Consider the following 15,114-nt stretch of genomic DNA (forward strand, 5'->3'; position numbering starts at 1 on the left):
CACGGCGTCAAGCCGGTGGCGTGGGCCAGGGCCGTTGAGGCGGGCGCAGGCGTTCCCAGGCGCGCGCCATTCTCAGCACGCCCAGGTCGTCGAAGCGGCGGCCGGCGATCTGCAGGCCGATGGGCAGGCCCTCGGCGGTAAAGCCGGCGTTGATCGAGGCGGCCGGCTGTTCACTCATGTTGTAGGCCAGCGTGAAGGCAATGTGGTCGAAGGGCCGCGTCACGTCGTTGGTCGGGCAGGGCAGCTCGGCATCGAAAGCCACCATGGGCGCGGTGGGCGAAAGCACGTAGTCATAGGGCTGGGTGGCATCGACCGTGGCCTTGCGGATGGCCAGGGTCTGGCTGTAGGCCTCGAAGAGGTCTTCGCCGCTCCAGCCCGCCCCGCCCTCGGCCCAGGCACGGATGAAGGGCAGGATGCGCTCGCGGCGTTCGGGTTCGAGCTTGCGCAGCTCGATCCAGAAGCGCGTGCGCCAGAAGCGGTCCACCCCTTCGATCATGCCGCGGTGGCACCAGGGCGCCAAGGGTTCGACGATGGCCCCGGCCGCCTCGAAGGCGCGCGCCGCGGCCACCACGGCCTCGCGCACTTCGGGTGCCACCGGCGTGCCCCAGCCGGCCTCCAGCAGCAAGCCGATGCGCAGGCCGGCCACGTCGCGGTCGAGGTCGTGCCAGGCGATGTCCTGCCAGGGCAGGCTCATGTGGTCGCGCGCATCGGGGCGGCTCAAGGGGCCCATCATCAGCGCGGCATCGGCCACGGTGCGGGTCATCGGGCCGGCCACGCGGGCCGGGTAGGGCGGGTCGATGGGGATGCGGCCCAGGCTGGGCTTGAGCGTGACGATGCCGCACCAGCCTGCCGGCAGGCGCACCGAGCCGCCGATGTCGGTGCCCAGGTGCAGCGGGCCGTAGCCGGCGGCCACGCCGGCGCCCGCGCCGGCGCTCGATCCCCCGGGGTTCTTGCGCAGGTCCCAGGGGTTGCGGGTGAGCGGGTGAAAGCTCGACAAGCCCGAGGAGAGCATGCCGTAGTCAGGCATGGTGGTCTTGCCCAGGAAGACGGCGCCGGCCTCGCGCAGCCGCGCTGCCGGAGGGGCGTCCTCTTCGGCCGGCACCAGCTCGGTGGCCGCCGTGCCCAGAGGCGTGGGCACGCCGCGGGTGGCGATGTTCTCCTTGATCATCACCGGCACGCCGTCGAGCGCGTGCGCCTCGCCGCGGCGCCAGCGTGCCTCGGAGGCCCGCGCCATCGCCAGCGCCCCTTCGGGATCGAAGGCATAGGTGGCCTGCAGGTGCGGCTCCCAGCGTTCGATGTGGGCGATGACGGCGCGCGTCACCTCGACGGGCGAGAGCGTGCCACGGGCGTAAGCCGCCAGCAGTTCGGTGGCCGAGAACTCGTGCAGGGCCGTGGGGGGGTCGGACCTCATTGCCAGCGCACCGCCCCCATGTCGTTGGCGAAGATGGGCGAGCTGCTCCAGATGCCCTGCAGGCCGCGGCGGCTCACCGCGATGTGCGGCAACTGGAAGAGGAAGGCGTTCACCGCATCGGTGGCCAGCAAGCGCTGCATGTCGCCCAGCACCGCCAGGCGGCCGGCCTCGTGGGTGGTTTCGTTGAACTTGGCCAGCAGGTCGCGGAAGGCCTTGGAGTCGTAGCCGAAGTAGTAGTCGGGGTTGGCGTAGATGGCCATGTCCAGCGGCTCGACGTGGCTGATGATGGTCAGGTCGAAATTGCCTTTGAAGGCGCCGGAGAGCCACTGGGCCCATTCGACGTTCTCGATCTTGGCGTGAATGCCCACCTGGGCGAGCTGGGCGGCGATGATCTCGCCGCCGCGCCGCGCATAGGCCGGCGGCGGCAGCGTGAGGGTGACGTTGAGGGGGGCGCTCACACCGGCTTCCTTCAGCAGCGAGCGGGCCCGCTCGGGGTTGTAGGGGTACATGCCGGTGAGGTCCACGTAGCCGGCATCGCTGGGCACCATGTGGCTGCCGATCGGCGTGCCGAAGCCGTCCATCGCGCCGGTGATCAGGGCCTTGCGGTCGATGGCATGGGCCACGGCGCGGCGCACGCGCACGTCGTCGAAGGGCTTGCGGCGGTTGTTGATGCTCAGGATGGTCTTGCCTTCGGTGCCGCCCACCGTGACGTTGAAACGCTTGTCGTTGCGGAATTGGCCGACGCTTTGCGTGGCCTGGAAGCGCGGGATGGCATCGACATCGCCGGCCAGCAGCGCAGCCACCTGGGCGGCCGGGTCGTTGATGAAGCGGAAGGTCACGCGGTTCAGGCGCACATTGGCGGCATCGCGATAGCCCGGCCACTTGCTCATCGTCACAGCCGAGCCCTTGGCCCAGTTGTCGAACTTGAACGGGCCGGTGCCGATCGGGCGGGTGCTGGTGGTGGCTGCGCTCTTGGGATCGAGGATCACCGCGGTGTTCTCGCCCAGGCGGAAAAGCATCGTGCCGTCGGCCTTGTCCAGCGTGAGGATGACGGTGTGGGCATCGGGGGTGTCGATGCGCGTGATGTTGTCGAACACCGCCTTCTTGGCCTTGTTGGTGCTGCCCTCGGCCTTGGCGCGCTCGAAGCTGAACTTCACGTCCGAGGCGTCGAAGTCCTCGCCGTCGTGGAACTTCACGCCGCGCCGCAGCTTGAAGACATAGCTGCGCCCATCCGGCGAGATCGTCCAGCTTTCGGCCAGCAGCGGACTGACCTTGCCATCCATCTGGACCTTGGTGAGGCCTTCGAGGATGTTGTAGTGGACGATCTCGCCGATGGCTGCGGCCGGCGCGGTCGTCGGGTCCAGGCCCGGCGGCTCCAGCGTCATGCCGATCACGACGCTGTCCTTGCGTGATTGCGCCAAGGCGCCCAGCGCCAGGGCGCTCAGGGCCAGGGCGGCCACGAGGCGAAGATGCCACTTCATGGAGACACTCCTCGAACGACGGGGAAGGAAAACCTGCGCTGCCATTCCACCATGAATGCGCAAGCCGGGCAATCGCCGGCGCCCCTCACAGCGTGGGCACCGCCGCCAGCAGCGTGCGGGTGTAGGCGGCCTGCGGCGCATCGAAGACCGCGGCCACCTCGCCCTGTTCCACGATGCGGCCGTGCTGCATCACCACCACCTCGTCGCAGAGATACTCCACCACCGCCAGGTCGTGGCTGATGAAGAGGTAGGTCACGTCGAAGTCGCGCTGCAGGTCGCGCATCAGGTTGAGCACCTGGGCCTGCACCGACACGTCCAGCGCGCTGACCGGCTCGTCGGCCACGATGAGCCGCGGCCTTGTCACCAAGGCGCGCGCGATCGCGATGCGCTGGCGCTGCCCGCCCGAGAACTCGTGCGGGTACTTGGCCATGTCCCCCGCGCGCAGGCCCACGGCCTCCAGTGACTGCGCCACGCGCGCGCGGCGCTCATCGGCCCCCACCTCGTCCATCACGGTCAACGGTTCGGCCACGATGCGGCCCACCGTCTGGCGCGGGTCGAGCGAGCCATAGGGGTCCTGAAAGACCATCTGGACGTGGCGCCGCGCGCGGCGCAGTTCGGCAGGCCTCAGGCGGTGCAGATCCTGACCCAGCAGCCTCACCGTGCCGGCCGTCGGCCGCTCCAGCGCCATCACCAGCCGCGCCAGCGTGGACTTGCCCGAGCCCGACTCGCCCACCACGCCCAGGCTGCGGCCGGCCTCGATGCGCAGGCTCACATCGTCCAGCGCCCGCACCTCCTCGGCCGGCTGCCACAGCGACTGGCGCGGCAGGCGGTAGCGTTGGCTGAGGTGGGCCACATCGAGCAGGGGCATCGGCATCCTCACGGGCTCAGGTCGGCCCAACGCACGCAAGCCACCTCGTGGCCCTGCGCCACGGTGTGGGACACAGGGGAGGCCTCGCAGACCGGGGCCCGATGCACACATCGGTCCGCAAACGGGCAGCCGCGCGGCAGGTCCACCAGCTCCGGCACGCGGCCGGGGATGGTCTGCAGGCGTTCGCGGCGGGCCGCCCCCAGCCGGGGCCGGGCGGCGAGCAGGCCGCGCGTGTAGGGGTGCAGGGGCCGGTGCAGCACCTCGCCCACCGGGCCCTGCTCCACGCCCAAGCCGCCGTACATCACCATCACGCGGCGCACGTTGCGGGCAATCACGGCCAGGTCGTGCGAGATCAGCATCAGGGCCATGTGGCGTTGGGCCACCAGATCGGCGATGAGTTGCAGGATCTCGCGCTGCAGCGTCACGTCCAGCGCGGTGGTGGGTTCGTCGGCGATCAGCAGGTCGGGCTGGCAGGCCAGGGCCATCGCGATCACCACACGCTGGCGCTGGCCGCCCGAGAGCTGGTGCGGGTAGGCGTCGAGCCGGCGCGCGGCCTGGGGCAGTCGCACCTGCTCCAGCAGGCGCAGCGCCTCGGCACGGGCGGCCACGGCGTCCAGGCCGCGGTGCAGGCGCAGCGGCTCGGCCACCTGGCGGCCGATCGTGTGCAGCGGGTTGAGCGCCGTCATCGGCTCCTGGAAGACCATCGCGATGCGGTCGCCCCGCAGGCGGCACCAGGCGGCTTCGTCCTGCGCCAGCAGCTCGCGGCCGTCGAAGCGCAGCGAGCCCGACACCCGCGCGCGCTCGGGAAGCAGGCCCATCAGCGTGAGCGCGAGCATGCTCTTGCCGCAGCCCGATTCGCCCACCACGCCGAGCGTGTCGCCGCGGTCGAGCGCAAAGCTCAGGCCGCGCAGGGCCTCGGCGGGCCCGCGCGCAGTGTGGAGCGTCACCCGCAAATCGCGCACCTCCAGCAGCCCTGCGCTCATCGCTGCCTCGCAAGACGGGGGTCGAGCAGGTCGCGCAGGCCGTCGCCCAGCAGGTTCAGCCCCAGCACCGACAGCGCGATCGCAATGCCGGGGTAGAGCGCAAGCTGAGGCGCCTGGAACATCTGCGTCTGCGCCTCGTTGAGCATGCGCCCCCACGAGGGCTGGGGTGGCTGGGTGCCCAGGCCCAGGTAGGACAGCGCCGCCTCGGCCAGGATGGCGGTGGCGAACTGGATGGTGGCCTGCACGATGATCACCGAGGCGATGTTGGGCAGCACGTGCTCCAGCGTGATGCGCACCGCCCCCTTGCCGCAGGCGCGCGCGGCCAGGATGAAGTCGCGCGCCCACACGGCGTTGGCCGAGGCGCGCGTGAGCCGCGCAAACACCGGGATGTTGAAGATGCCGATCGCGATGATGGAGGTGAACAGCCCGGGGCCATAGACTGCCGTGAGCATGATGGCCGTGAGCAGCGCCGGGAAGGCGAAGGTGAAGTCGGACAGGCGCATCACGAACTCTTCCACCCACCCGCGCCGCGCCGAGGCCAGCAGCCCCAGGCCCACGCCCAGCACCAGCCCCATGCCCACCGCCACCACCCCCACGAGGATGGAGTTCTGCGCGCCCACCAGCAGCAGCGTGGCAATGTCGCGGCCCAGGCTGTCGGTGCCCAGCCAGTGCGCGGCCGAGGGCGGCTGGAAGCGGTTGGGCACGTCAATGGCGTGCGGGGGGTAGGGGGTCCACACCAGCGAGAGCCCAGCCGCCAGCAGCAGGGTCAGCGCCAGCAAGGCGCCGAGCAGGAAGCTGCGATGCCTCAAGGCCGCCCTCATGCATCCCCCGCCTTCAGCCGCGGGTCGATCCAGGCATACAGCAGGTCCACCACGAAGTTGATGAGGATGACGGCGCCGGCCAGCAGCATGATGACGTCACGCACCACCGCGAGGTCGCGGTTGGCGATGGCCTGGAAGACGAGGCGGCCGATGCCCGGCAGCACGAAGACGTTTTCCACCACGATGGCGCCGGTGAGCAGGTTGCCGAACTGCAGGCCCATGATGGTGATGACCGGGATCATCGCGTTGCGCAACACGTGGCGCCACAGCGTGGCGCGCCGGCTCAGGCCCTTGGCGCGGGCGGTGCGCACATAGTCTTCGCGCAGGGTGTCGAGCACGGCCGAGCGCGTGAAGCGCGTGAGGATGGCCGCCTGCACCGCCGCCAGCGCCACCGCCGGCAGCACCAGGGCCTGCAGGCCGTCCCACAGGCCGCCGCCCTCGTCTTGCGTCCAACCCGGGAAGCCACCGGCCGGGAACCACTGCAGGTGCACCGCAAAGACCAGGATCAGCACGATGGCCAGCCAGAAGTTCGGGATGGCCAGGCCCAGCTGGCTGAGCGTCATCACGCCCACGTCGCCCAGGCGGTTGTGGCGCGCGGCGGCGTACACGCCCAGGCTCAGGGCGGCGATGACGGTGAGGCCCATGGCCAGCAGCGCCAACGGCAGGCTCACGCGCAATCGCTCGGCAATGAGGCTCCACACCGGCGTGTCGTAGGCCACGCTCACGCCCAGGTCGCCGCGCAAGTAGCCGCTGATCCACTCGACGTAGCGGGTGATCGCCGGGCGGTCCAGCCCCAACTGGGCCGACAAGGCGGCCACCTGTTCGGGCGTGGCCGTGGGCCCCAGGCGCACCTCGGCGGCGTTGCCGGGCAGGATCTCCAGCACGGCGAACACCACCACCGACGCCGCCAGCAAGGTGGCGACGAAACTGACAAAGCGCTTGAGCAGGAAGAAGCTCAAGGCCGTGGCATCACTGGGCGAGCACGGCCGCCATGGCGTTGGCCACGGCTTCGACGTTGTGCTGGTTCAGCCCCGCCACGCACATGCGGCCGGTGCGCACCAGATAGACACCATGCTCGTCCTTGAGCCGGTCCACCTGCTCGGGGCTCAGGCCGGTATAGCTGAACATGCCGCGCTGGGTGATGAAGTAGTCCACATTGCGGCCCGGCAGCTTGGCCGACAGTACCGCATGCAGGCGACGGCGCATCTCCTGGATGCGCGCGCGCATCGCGTCGAGCTCGTCGGCCCAGGCCTGCCGCAGCTCGGGCGTTTGCAGCACGCGCGCGACGATCTGCCCGCCATGGGTGGGCGGGCTGGAGTAGTTGCGGCGGATGGTGGCCTTGAGCTGGCCCAGCACCAGTGCGGCCTCGTCGGCCGTGGGACACACCACGCTAAGAGCCCCGCAGCGCTCGCCATAGAGCGAGAAGCTCTTCGAGAAGGAGCTGGCGCAGAAGAAGCTCACGCCCGCATCGGCCAGCGCGCGGATCGCAAAGGCGTCTTCCTCGATGCCATCGCCGAAGCCCTGGTAGGCGATGTCCACATAGGGGATGAGCCGGCGCGACTGGATCACCGGGATGAGCTGGGCCCACTGCTCGCGCGTGAGGTCCACGCCCGTGGGGTTGTGGCAGCAGGCATGCAGCAGCACGATGCTGCGCTCGGGCATGTCGCGCAAGGCGGCCAGCATGGCCGCAAAGCGCAGGCCGCCGGTGGCCGCATCGTAGTAGGGGTAGGTGTGAACGGTGAAACCTGCCCCCTCGAACATCGCGCGGTGATTGTCCCAGGTGGGGTCGCTCACCCACACCTCGGACTGCGGGAAGTAGCGCTTGAGGAAGTCGCCACCCACCTTCAGCCCGCCTGAGCCGCCCAGGGTCTGTATGGTGGCGATGCGCCCGCTCTTCACCGCTTCATGGTCAGCCCCGAAGAGCAGGTGCTGCACGGCCTGTCGGTAGTTGGCCGCGCCTTCCATCGGCTGGTAGGGCCGCGCGCCGATGGATTGCAGCATCGCCGACTCGGCCTGCCGCACCGCGCTCATCACCGGCAGGCGGCCGGCATCGTCGAAGTACACCCCGATGCTCAGGTTGATCTTGCCCGGCCGGGGGTCCTTCTGGAAGTTCTCGTTCAGCGTGAGGATGGGGTCGCCGGCGTAGGGGTCGACGTGCTGGAACATGGGGTCTCCTTCAAAACGGGGCGGATCGATTATCCCGTGTCCCCCGTCAGTCGGCGGCCAGCGCCGCCTCGATGTCACGCTCGATGGCCTCGGGCTTGTCGGTGGGGGCATAGCGCTTGAGCACCTTGCCGTGGCGATCGACGAGGAATTTGGTGAAGTTCCACTTGATCGCCTTGGTCCCCAGCAGGCCGGGGGCCTGCGCCGTGAGCCACTGGTACAGCGGATGGGCGTCGGCGCCGTTGACCTTGATCTTGCTCATCATCGGAAAGCTCACGCCGTAGTTCACCTGGCAGAAGCTCGCGATTTCCTCGTTGCTGCCCGGGTCCTGGCCGCCGAACTCGTTGCTGGGAAAGCCCAGCACCACCAGGCCCCGGGCCGCATGCGTCTTCCAGAGCTTTTCCAGCCCGGCCAACTGGGGCGTGAAGCCGCACTGGCTGGCGGTGTTGACGATGAGCAGAACCTTGCCGCGATAGTCGGCCAGCTTCACCGGTCGTCCGTCAATGGACAAAGCGTTGAAGTCATAAATCGTGGTGGGTTTGCTCGCGTCGCTCATACCGAGCATGGTAGCGAGCCGGCGCGAAAGCCGAAAGGCGCGACTCCCTGAAGCCGCCCGCCCCCCCTTTTTCGGGCTTGACGCTTGGGCCACCCCCACCGCAACATCGCCACAGCCTTTTGCTGGGGCGGCGCACCGACGGTCGGCGCTTGCCGCTGGCCTCAGGAGCCCTCTTCTCATGAGCATGCGTTACCGGGTGGCCGTCCAGGGCTTCAGCGCCTTCGAACGCTCGACCTTCCAGTCCTTTTTCCGCCTGGCGGCACGGCGCCAGCCGGCCTACGACCTCGTCGAGGACCTGCACACCGCCGATCTGGTGATCGCCGACGCCGACCAGGCGGCGGCCGTCTCGGCCGTGCGCGACGCGGGCCGGTTGCCGCGCTGCCTGTTCATCGGCGCGCACGATGTGGGCGCCGGGCTGGGCCGGCTGCCGCGCCCGATCAACCTGATGAACGTGCTGCGGCTGCTCGACGAGATGAGCCAGCCTGGCGCCGACCCGCAGCGGCCGGCGGCGCCCCCCGCGTCGCCCCGCCCGGCGCCGAGCCTCGCCCTAGACGCCATGCCGGCTGCGGCCACGGGCCGTTCCCTGGCGAAGGCTCCGGCCGGCCCCGAGGTCCCCAGCGGCAGCGACTTCTCCAACTCCGTCACCGTCGATGGGGACGAACGCTTCGACCACATCCTCGTGGTCGACGACTCCGACATCGCGCTGCGCTTCATGCAGACGCGCCTGAAACGCTTCGGCTTCAAGGTGCATCTGGCCCGCAGCGGCGAGGAGGCGCTCGAGCGCATCGCGCGCCAGCCCTTCGAGTTCGTCTTCCTCGACGTGATGATGGCCGGCATGGACGGCTACCAGACCTGCAAGGCCATCAAACGCAAGGCCCCGCCGCCGGGCCGCCGGGTGCCGGTGGTGGTGATGCTCACCAGCCGGGCCGGGCCGGTCGATCGCATCCGCGGCACCCTGGCCGGCTGCGACGCCTACCTGACCAAACCCCTGTCCGAGGATGAGCTGGTGCGTGTCATCAGCACCTACGATGCCGCCTTCCAGCGAGGCTTCGAGAACACGGCCGCCGACTGACCCGGCGCCATGCCGGGGCCCCGTGGGCGTTTGCGCCACACCGCGACGGCCGCGGGCCGCGCCGCGCGTGGGGCGGGCTTCCTTGGATGGCCCGGGCGCCTCTACACTGCGGCGCTAACCCCGATGCGTGCGACGTGAGCCTGCCCCCCGACGCCCCACCCCTCAGCGCGGCTGCCCCTCCGCAGGCCCAGGGCCTGCGCTGCGGCCCTTGGGCGCTGGCCTTCCCGTTCACCTGGGCGCGCAATCTGGTCGACGAGGTGGAGCTGTCGGACGTGCCGCACGCGCCGGCCTGGCTGCTGGGAGCGGCCAACGTGGACGGCACGGTCATCCCGGTGTTCGACCTGCTGCGCTGGCTGGATCCGGCGCAGGGCACGCCAACGGGCCCGGGCAGCCATGTGCTGATCGGCGGCGACGGTGACCAGGTGGCCGGTCTGATCTTTCGCGGCCTGCCCACGCGGGTGCGCCCGGTGGGGGGCACCGCTCCCGGGGTGCCGCCGGCCCTGGCCGAGTTCGTGCGCGGCGCGGCCGTCGATGCCCAGGGCCATCCCTGGGCCCTGATCGACGCCCCGGCCCTCCTCGAGGCCTGGGCGGCCGAGCTGAGCCTGGCCTGAACCGCGATGCCCGTGACCACCCCCTCCAGGAACCCTGCATGAACCTGAGCCTGAAGCTGTTGCTGGGCGGGGCCGGGGCTGCCGTGCTCGGCGGGGTCGCGGCCTGGGCGGCCCTGCGCTGGGCGCCGGCCGCGGCAGGGCAGGCCGTGCCGTGGCCCGCCGTGGCCGCCATCGGGCTGGCCATGGTGCTGGGCGCGCTGGTGCTGGCGCACCTGGGCCGGCGCTGGCAGGCCCCGCTGCAGCAATTGCGCGACACCCTGGAGCGTGCCGCCCGCGGCGACACCCAGGCCCGCGCACACCTGGACCGCCGCGACGAATGGGGGGCGCTGGGCGCCGCACTCGACCGCGTGCTCGACGAGCGCGGCCAACGCCTGGAACGCATCGCTCACGAGAACGAAAGCCTCAACCGCTCGGTCGTGGGCCTGCTGCACACGGTGTTCCAGATGTCGAACAAGGACCTCACCGCGCGCGCGGAGGTGACCGAGGACATCATCGGCACGCTGTCGGCCTCGATCAACCAGCTCGGCGAGGAGACCAGCCGCACCCTGCACGAGGTGCAGGAGATCGCCGACCAGGTGCGCAGCGCCTGCGAGTTCGTGGGCGAACAGGCGCTGCGCGTGGACGAGACCGCGCAGGAGGAGCGCGCCGCGCTGGAGGGCATGGCCGCCCATCTCGGCCAGGCCACCTACCAGCTCGCCCAGATGGCCGCGTTGTCCACCAACTCCAGCGAGGCTGCCGAGCTGGCCAGCGCCGCCACCGACGCGGCCCTGCGCGCGGTGGACGCCACGGTGCGCGGCATGGAGACGCTGCGCGGCACCATCGCCGAGACCGAGAAGCGCTTCAAGCGCCTGGGCGAGCGCAGCCAGGAGATCTCCACCGTCGTCAACCTCATCAACACGATCGCCGAGCGCACCCATGTGCTCTCGCTCAATGCCTCGATGCAGGCCAGCAATGCCGGCGAGGCCGGACGCAGCTTCGTGGTGGTGGCCGAGGAGGTGCAGCGTCTGTCCGAATCCGCGCGGGCGGCCACCGCGCAGATCGCCCAGCTCGTGCAAAGCATCCAGGTCGAGACCGGCGACACGCTGTTGACGATGAACCGCCTGATCGCCGAGGTGGTGAGGCAGTCCGAGCAGGCCCGCCAGGCCGGCGTGCAAATGGCCGAGACGCGCGACACCACGGCCCAGCTCGTGAGCCTGGTGCAGCAGATCGCCGCCTTCTCGCAGGCCCAGAGCACGCTGGCGCACGAGCTGCGCCTGTCGGTCGATCAGCTCAACCGCGGCTCGGCCCAGACCATCCTGGCCATCGAGCAGCAAACCGAATCCACCGCCACCCTGGTGGACTATGCCCGCCGCCTGTCCGAAGCCGTCGGGCAGTTCCGCCTGCCGCCCCCGCAGGGGCAGTGAGCCGCTCATGAAGACCGAGGATCTGCTCGAGGTGCTGCGCGAGGAGTTTGCGCAGGCCAGCCCCGAAGTCGACGCGGCGCTGATGCACTGGCTCAGCAGCCCCGACGACCCGGCCCCCGCTGCCGAGGCGGCCACGCTCTTCGACCGCCTGGGCCAGGCCTGCCGCGTCGTTGGCCTGGACGGACTGGCCCTCGTGCTGGACCTGCTGCGCGACAGCGTCAGCGCGCTGGCGACCCTCGAAACGCCCGACCGCCAGACGGCCCTGGGCTGGCTCGCGCAGTGGCAACCGCCGGTGCAGGCCTACCTCGACCGCCCCGCCTCGGAGGCGGCCACGCAGGCGCTGGCCGACTTCCTGCGCAGCGGCCCGCTGGCCCCGCCGCCCGAGTCGTTGCAGGCCCTGCGCGAGCGGCTGCGTCAAGCGCCCGCCGCCCCCGGGGCTGGGGCCGACGACACGCCCGACCTCGCCGCGGCGGCCGCCGGCGCGCCCACCGACGAGGTCTCGCTCGACGTGCCCGAGGACGTGGACGCCGCGCTCTACGAGGTCTTCCTCGACGACGCCCCGGCCCAGGTGGCCACGCTGGCCGAGGCCGTGCGCGCCTTGGCGGCTGGCCATGCCGATGCCCCAACCCTGCACGAGGCCCGTCGCGTGGCCCACACGCTCAAGGGCAGCGGCCACATCATCGGCATCCGCGGCGTCGGGCGGCTGGCCCACCGCATCGAGGACGTGCTGGACCATGCCGTCGAGCGCGAAGGCCGCCTGCCAAGCGCCCTGGCGCGCGACCTCGAGCAGGCCGTGGCCTGCCTGGACCAGATGGTCTATGCGCTGCGCGGCGAGGAGCAGGCCCCACGCGACGCCCGGGACTGGCTGGACCGGCTGGAACGGTGGGTCCAGGCCATCCACGACGGCCGCGTCGAAGCCCTGGCGCTGGAGACGGTGCCCGCCCCCCTGGAGGCCGCCCCCTCCCCGCGCGACGACACGGCGTCTGTGAGCCCCCCACCGCCCGGACCCGACGAGGCGGCGCGCGCCACGCTGCGCATCGCCGTGGAGCGGCTGGACCGCCTGGTGCGGCGTGCCGGCCAGGCGCTGGTGCATCAGGGCCGGGCCGAGGAGATGGTGCGCCAGGTCGAAGACCGGCTGGCGCAGCTCGAACGGGCCCAGCGCTCGCTGCAGGACCGCCTGCGCGACCTCGAGCTGGCCGTCGACCGCCAGGGCCATGCGCTGGCGCCGCCCACGCAGGCCGAAGGCGGGGCCTTCGACAGCCTGGAACTGGACCGCTACAACGAACTGCAGTCGCTCGTGCGCTTCACCGCCGAAACCCTGGCCGACGAGGCCGAACACACCCGCGCCGCACGCGAGCAGGTGCAGGTGGCCGTGCAGGCCCTGCGCAAGCAGGGGCAGGAGCTCGTCGAGCAGCACCGCGAGCTGATCGGCGCACGCCTGGTGCCCGTGCGCCAGATCGTTGCGCGCCTGAAGCGCAACGTGGCACAGACCGCGCGGGCCACGGGCAAAGACGTCGAGCTGCGCATCGAGGGCGAGCAGATGCCGCTGGACACCGAGGTGCTGGACCGCCTGACCGAGCCCTTGCTGCACCTGCTGCGCAACGCGGTGGACCACGGCATCGAGCCCAGCGCCGAGCGCTTGGCGGCCGGCAAGCCGCCGCGCGGCACGGTGCTGCTGCGCTTTGCCCGCGACAGCCGCACCGTCACCGTCGAGTGCAGCGACGACGGGCGCGGCCTGGACCTGGCGGCCATCCATGCACGCGCGCTGGAGCTGGAGCTGCTGCAGCGTGACGACCCCATCACCGAGGCCGAACTGGCCCGGCTGATCCTGCTGCCGGGCTTTTCCACACGCAGCGAGGTCAGCGAGATCTCCGGTCGCGGCGTGGGCCTGGACGTCGTGGCCGACCGCCTGCGCGCGATGAAAGGCCGCATCGACATCGACAGCCGCCCCGGCCTGGGCAGCCGCTTCGTGCTCACGGTGCCGGCCACCACGGGGCTGCAGCATGCGCTGATGGTCGAGGTGGGGGGCCAGGTCTATGCCCTGCCCAGCGAAGGCCTGACGCTGGCGCTGGCCCCCGGGCAGGGCCAGCTCGTCCTGGGCCCGCAGGGGGCGCAGTTGCGCCATGCCGGGCGTCTGTACCCCTACCAGCGGCTCGGGGCCTGGCTGGGCCTGCCGGCCCCCGCCTCGGCCGCGGCGGCCCGCGCGGTGGTGCTGGCGCGCGTGGGCGGCCGCGAGATCGCGCTCGAGGTGGACCGCATCGTCGACTCGCGCGAACTCATCCTGCAGGACATCGGGCGCTACCTGCGCCGCCTGCGCGGTGTGGCCGGCGGCGCCTTCCGGGCCGACGGCCGGCTCGTGTTCCTGCTCGACCTCGAGGCCCTGGAGCAGGCCTACGCCTCACCGGTGCGCCGCCAGGCCGCCGAGCGGCTGCGCCGGCGCATGCAGGTCGAGCGCAAGCATGTGCTGGTGGTCGACGATGCCCTCTCGGTGCGCCAGACGCTCGCCCAGCTGCTGGGCGATGCCGGCTACGACGTCACCACCGCGCGCGACGGCTTCGATGCGCTGGATGCGCTGATCCGCCGCAAGGCCGACGTCGTGCTCACCGACCTGGAGATGCCCAACCTCAACGGCCTGGAGCTCACCCGGCGCCTGCGCGAATCGCGCCTGTGGAAGGCGCTGCCGGTGGTCATGCTCACCTCCCGCGCCACCCACAAGCACCTGCGCAGCGCCGAGCAGGCCGGTGTGGATGTCTTCCTCACCAAGCCCTACGAGGAGGCCGAGCTGCTCGCCGAGGTGCGCCGGCTGGCCTTCGCCGAAGGCTGAACGCCACGGCCGCTGCGCGACGGCCCGATCGTCGCCAGCAGCGCCGCCGCGACGATCAGCCCCCCGCCCAGCAGGGTGCGCCCCGACAGCGTCTCCCCGGCGATCGCCACCGACGACAGCGCAGCGAACACCACCTCGGTGAGCATCACCACCGCCGTGACGTTGGCCGGCAGCCGCGAGGCGCCGTGCTGGTAGGCCAGGTTGCCGGCCAGGAAGGCCAGGGCCGTGAGCCCGAGCACGGCCACCCAGGCCGCCTGGGCAGGCGGGGGCCAGGGCACCAGGCCCGCGCCGGTGGCCGGCCCCAAAGCGAGCGCCAGCGCCAGCGACACCCCCACGCAGCCCATCAGCATCGCCAGGGCGCGGCCTTCGTCGCGCGTGACCGCCGCATGGCGCCGCACCAGCACGCTGTTGCAGGCGAAGGCGAAGCCGCCCAGCAGCCCCAATGCATCGGCCAGGCTGCGCGGCAGCGGCCAGGCCAGGCCCTCGGGTTGCAGCACCAGGGCCGCCCCACCCAGCGCCAGCCCCACCCGCAGCACCCCGCCCGGCCCCAGGTGCTCACCCAGCCACAGCCGTGCCAGCAGCGCCGTCCACACCGGCATCAGGTAGAACAGCAGCACCACGCGCACCACCTCGCCGATGCTCACGCCCCAGTTGAAGGCCGCGTTGACCACCCCCGAAGCCAGAGCCATGGCCCACAGCACCGGCGTGCCCAGCACCTGGCCCAGGGCCCGGGGCCGCCAGGCCAGCAGCACGGCGCAGCCGATCAGGAACAGCCCGACATTGGTCCACAGCGGATGCAAGCCCAGGCCCTGCAAGTGGCGCATCGGCCACCAGGACAGGCCCCACACGGCGGCGTTGAACAGCAAGGCCAGCACGGGACCGGGGGAAGAACGTGGCAGAGTCATCGGACGATTGTCCCCG

The 15,114-nt window shown here is 71.4% G+C and carries 13 protein-coding genes; 4 read left to right on the top strand and 9 right to left on the bottom strand.

Annotation, left to right across the window (positions count from 1 at the left end; all coding sequences use genetic code 11):
* Positions 1-7 precede the first annotated feature (7 nt).
* From AC1ECW_RS01615 to AC1ECW_RS01650, 8 genes are all read right to left on the bottom strand, one after another.
* The gene (locus AC1ECW_RS01615) at positions 8-1,411 is read right to left on the bottom strand and encodes an amidase (protein WP_481201024.1); all 1,404 of its coding nucleotides are present in this window, start codon (positions 1,409-1,411) and stop codon (positions 8-10) included.
* Positions 1,408-2,892 carry an ABC transporter substrate-binding protein gene (locus AC1ECW_RS01620; RefSeq protein WP_481201025.1) on the bottom strand — a complete coding sequence of 495 codons (1,485 nt, stop codon included), beginning with the start codon at positions 2,890-2,892 and terminating at the stop codon, positions 1,408-1,410. Before AC1ECW_RS01620 ends, AC1ECW_RS01615 begins: the two co-directional genes overlap by 4 nt.
* 85 nt (positions 2,893-2,977) lie before the next feature.
* Complete coding sequence (locus AC1ECW_RS01625) at positions 2,978-3,766, bottom strand: ATP-binding cassette domain-containing protein (protein ID WP_409705552.1); 789 nt, start codon at positions 3,764-3,766, stop codon at positions 2,978-2,980.
* 2 nt (positions 3,767-3,768) lie between these two features.
* A complete protein-coding gene (locus tag AC1ECW_RS01630; RefSeq protein WP_409705549.1) occupies positions 3,769-4,743 on the bottom strand; it encodes an ABC transporter ATP-binding protein in 975 nt (324 codons plus the stop codon).
* Complete coding sequence (locus AC1ECW_RS01635) at positions 4,740-5,564, bottom strand: ABC transporter permease (protein WP_409705546.1); 825 nt, start codon at positions 5,562-5,564, stop codon at positions 4,740-4,742. The genes AC1ECW_RS01630 and AC1ECW_RS01635 overlap by 4 nt, the downstream gene beginning before the upstream one ends.
* Entirely contained in the window at positions 5,561-6,523 is a 963-nt protein-coding gene (locus tag AC1ECW_RS01640; RefSeq protein ID WP_481201026.1) for an ABC transporter permease, read from the bottom strand. Before AC1ECW_RS01640 ends, AC1ECW_RS01635 begins: the two co-directional genes overlap by 4 nt.
* 10 nt (positions 6,524-6,533) lie before the next feature.
* Entirely contained in the window at positions 6,534-7,730 is a 1,197-nt protein-coding gene (locus AC1ECW_RS01645) for an amino acid aminotransferase (protein ID WP_481201027.1), read from the bottom strand.
* A gap of 46 nt (positions 7,731-7,776) precedes the next feature.
* Positions 7,777-8,283, bottom strand: coding sequence for a glutathione peroxidase (locus tag AC1ECW_RS01650; RefSeq protein WP_481201028.1), 507 nt, complete (start codon positions 8,281-8,283; stop codon positions 7,777-7,779).
* Positions 8,284-8,461: 178 nt separating this feature from the next.
* On the opposite strand from AC1ECW_RS01650, the gene AC1ECW_RS01655 reads away from it, so the two are divergent.
* The 4 genes from AC1ECW_RS01655 to AC1ECW_RS01670 all read left to right on the top strand — a co-directional run bounded on the left by AC1ECW_RS01655 (position 8,462) and on the right by AC1ECW_RS01670 (position 14,193).
* A complete protein-coding gene (locus tag AC1ECW_RS01655) occupies positions 8,462-9,355 on the top strand; it encodes a response regulator (protein WP_409705535.1) in 894 nt (297 codons plus the stop codon).
* Between the two features lie 134 nt (positions 9,356-9,489).
* Complete coding sequence (locus AC1ECW_RS01660) at positions 9,490-9,966, top strand: chemotaxis protein CheW (RefSeq protein WP_409705532.1); 477 nt, start codon at positions 9,490-9,492, stop codon at positions 9,964-9,966.
* A gap of 38 nt (positions 9,967-10,004) precedes the next feature.
* On the top strand, positions 10,005-11,369 hold the full coding sequence (locus AC1ECW_RS01665; RefSeq protein ID WP_481201029.1) for a methyl-accepting chemotaxis protein: 1,365 nt from the start codon (positions 10,005-10,007) through the stop codon (positions 11,367-11,369).
* A 7-nt stretch (positions 11,370-11,376) separates the two neighbouring features.
* Positions 11,377-14,193: a hybrid sensor histidine kinase/response regulator gene (locus AC1ECW_RS01670; protein ID WP_481201030.1), complete on the top strand. Its 2,817-nt coding sequence runs from the start codon at positions 11,377-11,379 to the stop codon at positions 14,191-14,193.
* Here the strand turns inward: AC1ECW_RS01670 and AC1ECW_RS01675 are convergent.
* A complete protein-coding gene (locus AC1ECW_RS01675; protein ID WP_481201031.1) occupies positions 14,136-15,098 on the bottom strand; it encodes a DMT family transporter in 963 nt (320 codons plus the stop codon). The two genes, AC1ECW_RS01670 and AC1ECW_RS01675, sit on opposite strands and share 58 nt — an antisense overlap.
* Positions 15,099-15,114 lie beyond the last annotated feature (16 nt).

The sequence above is a fragment of the Caldimonas hydrothermalis genome (assembly GCF_056746695.1).

What these genes read in the sequence shown, in the direction of transcription:
- AC1ECW_RS01625 (WP_409705552.1), bottom strand. Translation starts at nt 3,766, where the DNA reads ATGCCGATGCCCCTGCTCGATGTGGCCCACCTCAGCCAACGCTACCGC.
- AC1ECW_RS01620 (WP_481201025.1), bottom strand. Translation starts at nt 2,892, where the DNA reads ATGAAGTGGCATCTTCGCCTCGTGGCCGCCCTGGCCCTGAGCGCCCTG.
- AC1ECW_RS01630 (WP_409705549.1), bottom strand. Translation starts at nt 4,743, where the DNA reads ATGAGCGCAGGGCTGCTGGAGGTGCGCGATTTGCGGGTGACGCTCCAC.
- AC1ECW_RS01665 (WP_481201029.1), top strand. Translation starts at nt 10,005, where the DNA reads ATGAACCTGAGCCTGAAGCTGTTGCTGGGCGGGGCCGGGGCTGCCGTG.
- AC1ECW_RS01645 (WP_481201027.1), bottom strand. Translation starts at nt 7,730, where the DNA reads ATGTTCCAGCACGTCGACCCCTACGCCGGCGACCCCATCCTCACGCTG.
- AC1ECW_RS01650 (WP_481201028.1), bottom strand. Translation starts at nt 8,283, where the DNA reads ATGAGCGACGCGAGCAAACCCACCACGATTTATGACTTCAACGCTTTG.
- AC1ECW_RS01675 (WP_481201031.1), bottom strand. Translation starts at nt 15,098, where the DNA reads ATGACTCTGCCACGTTCTTCCCCCGGTCCCGTGCTGGCCTTGCTGTTC.
- AC1ECW_RS01655 (WP_409705535.1), top strand. Translation starts at nt 8,462, where the DNA reads ATGAGCATGCGTTACCGGGTGGCCGTCCAGGGCTTCAGCGCCTTCGAA.
- AC1ECW_RS01635 (WP_409705546.1), bottom strand. Translation starts at nt 5,564, where the DNA reads ATGAGGGCGGCCTTGAGGCATCGCAGCTTCCTGCTCGGCGCCTTGCTG.
- AC1ECW_RS01615 (WP_481201024.1), bottom strand. Translation starts at nt 1,411, where the DNA reads ATGAGGTCCGACCCCCCCACGGCCCTGCACGAGTTCTCGGCCACCGAA.
- AC1ECW_RS01670 (WP_481201030.1), top strand. Translation starts at nt 11,377, where the DNA reads ATGAAGACCGAGGATCTGCTCGAGGTGCTGCGCGAGGAGTTTGCGCAG.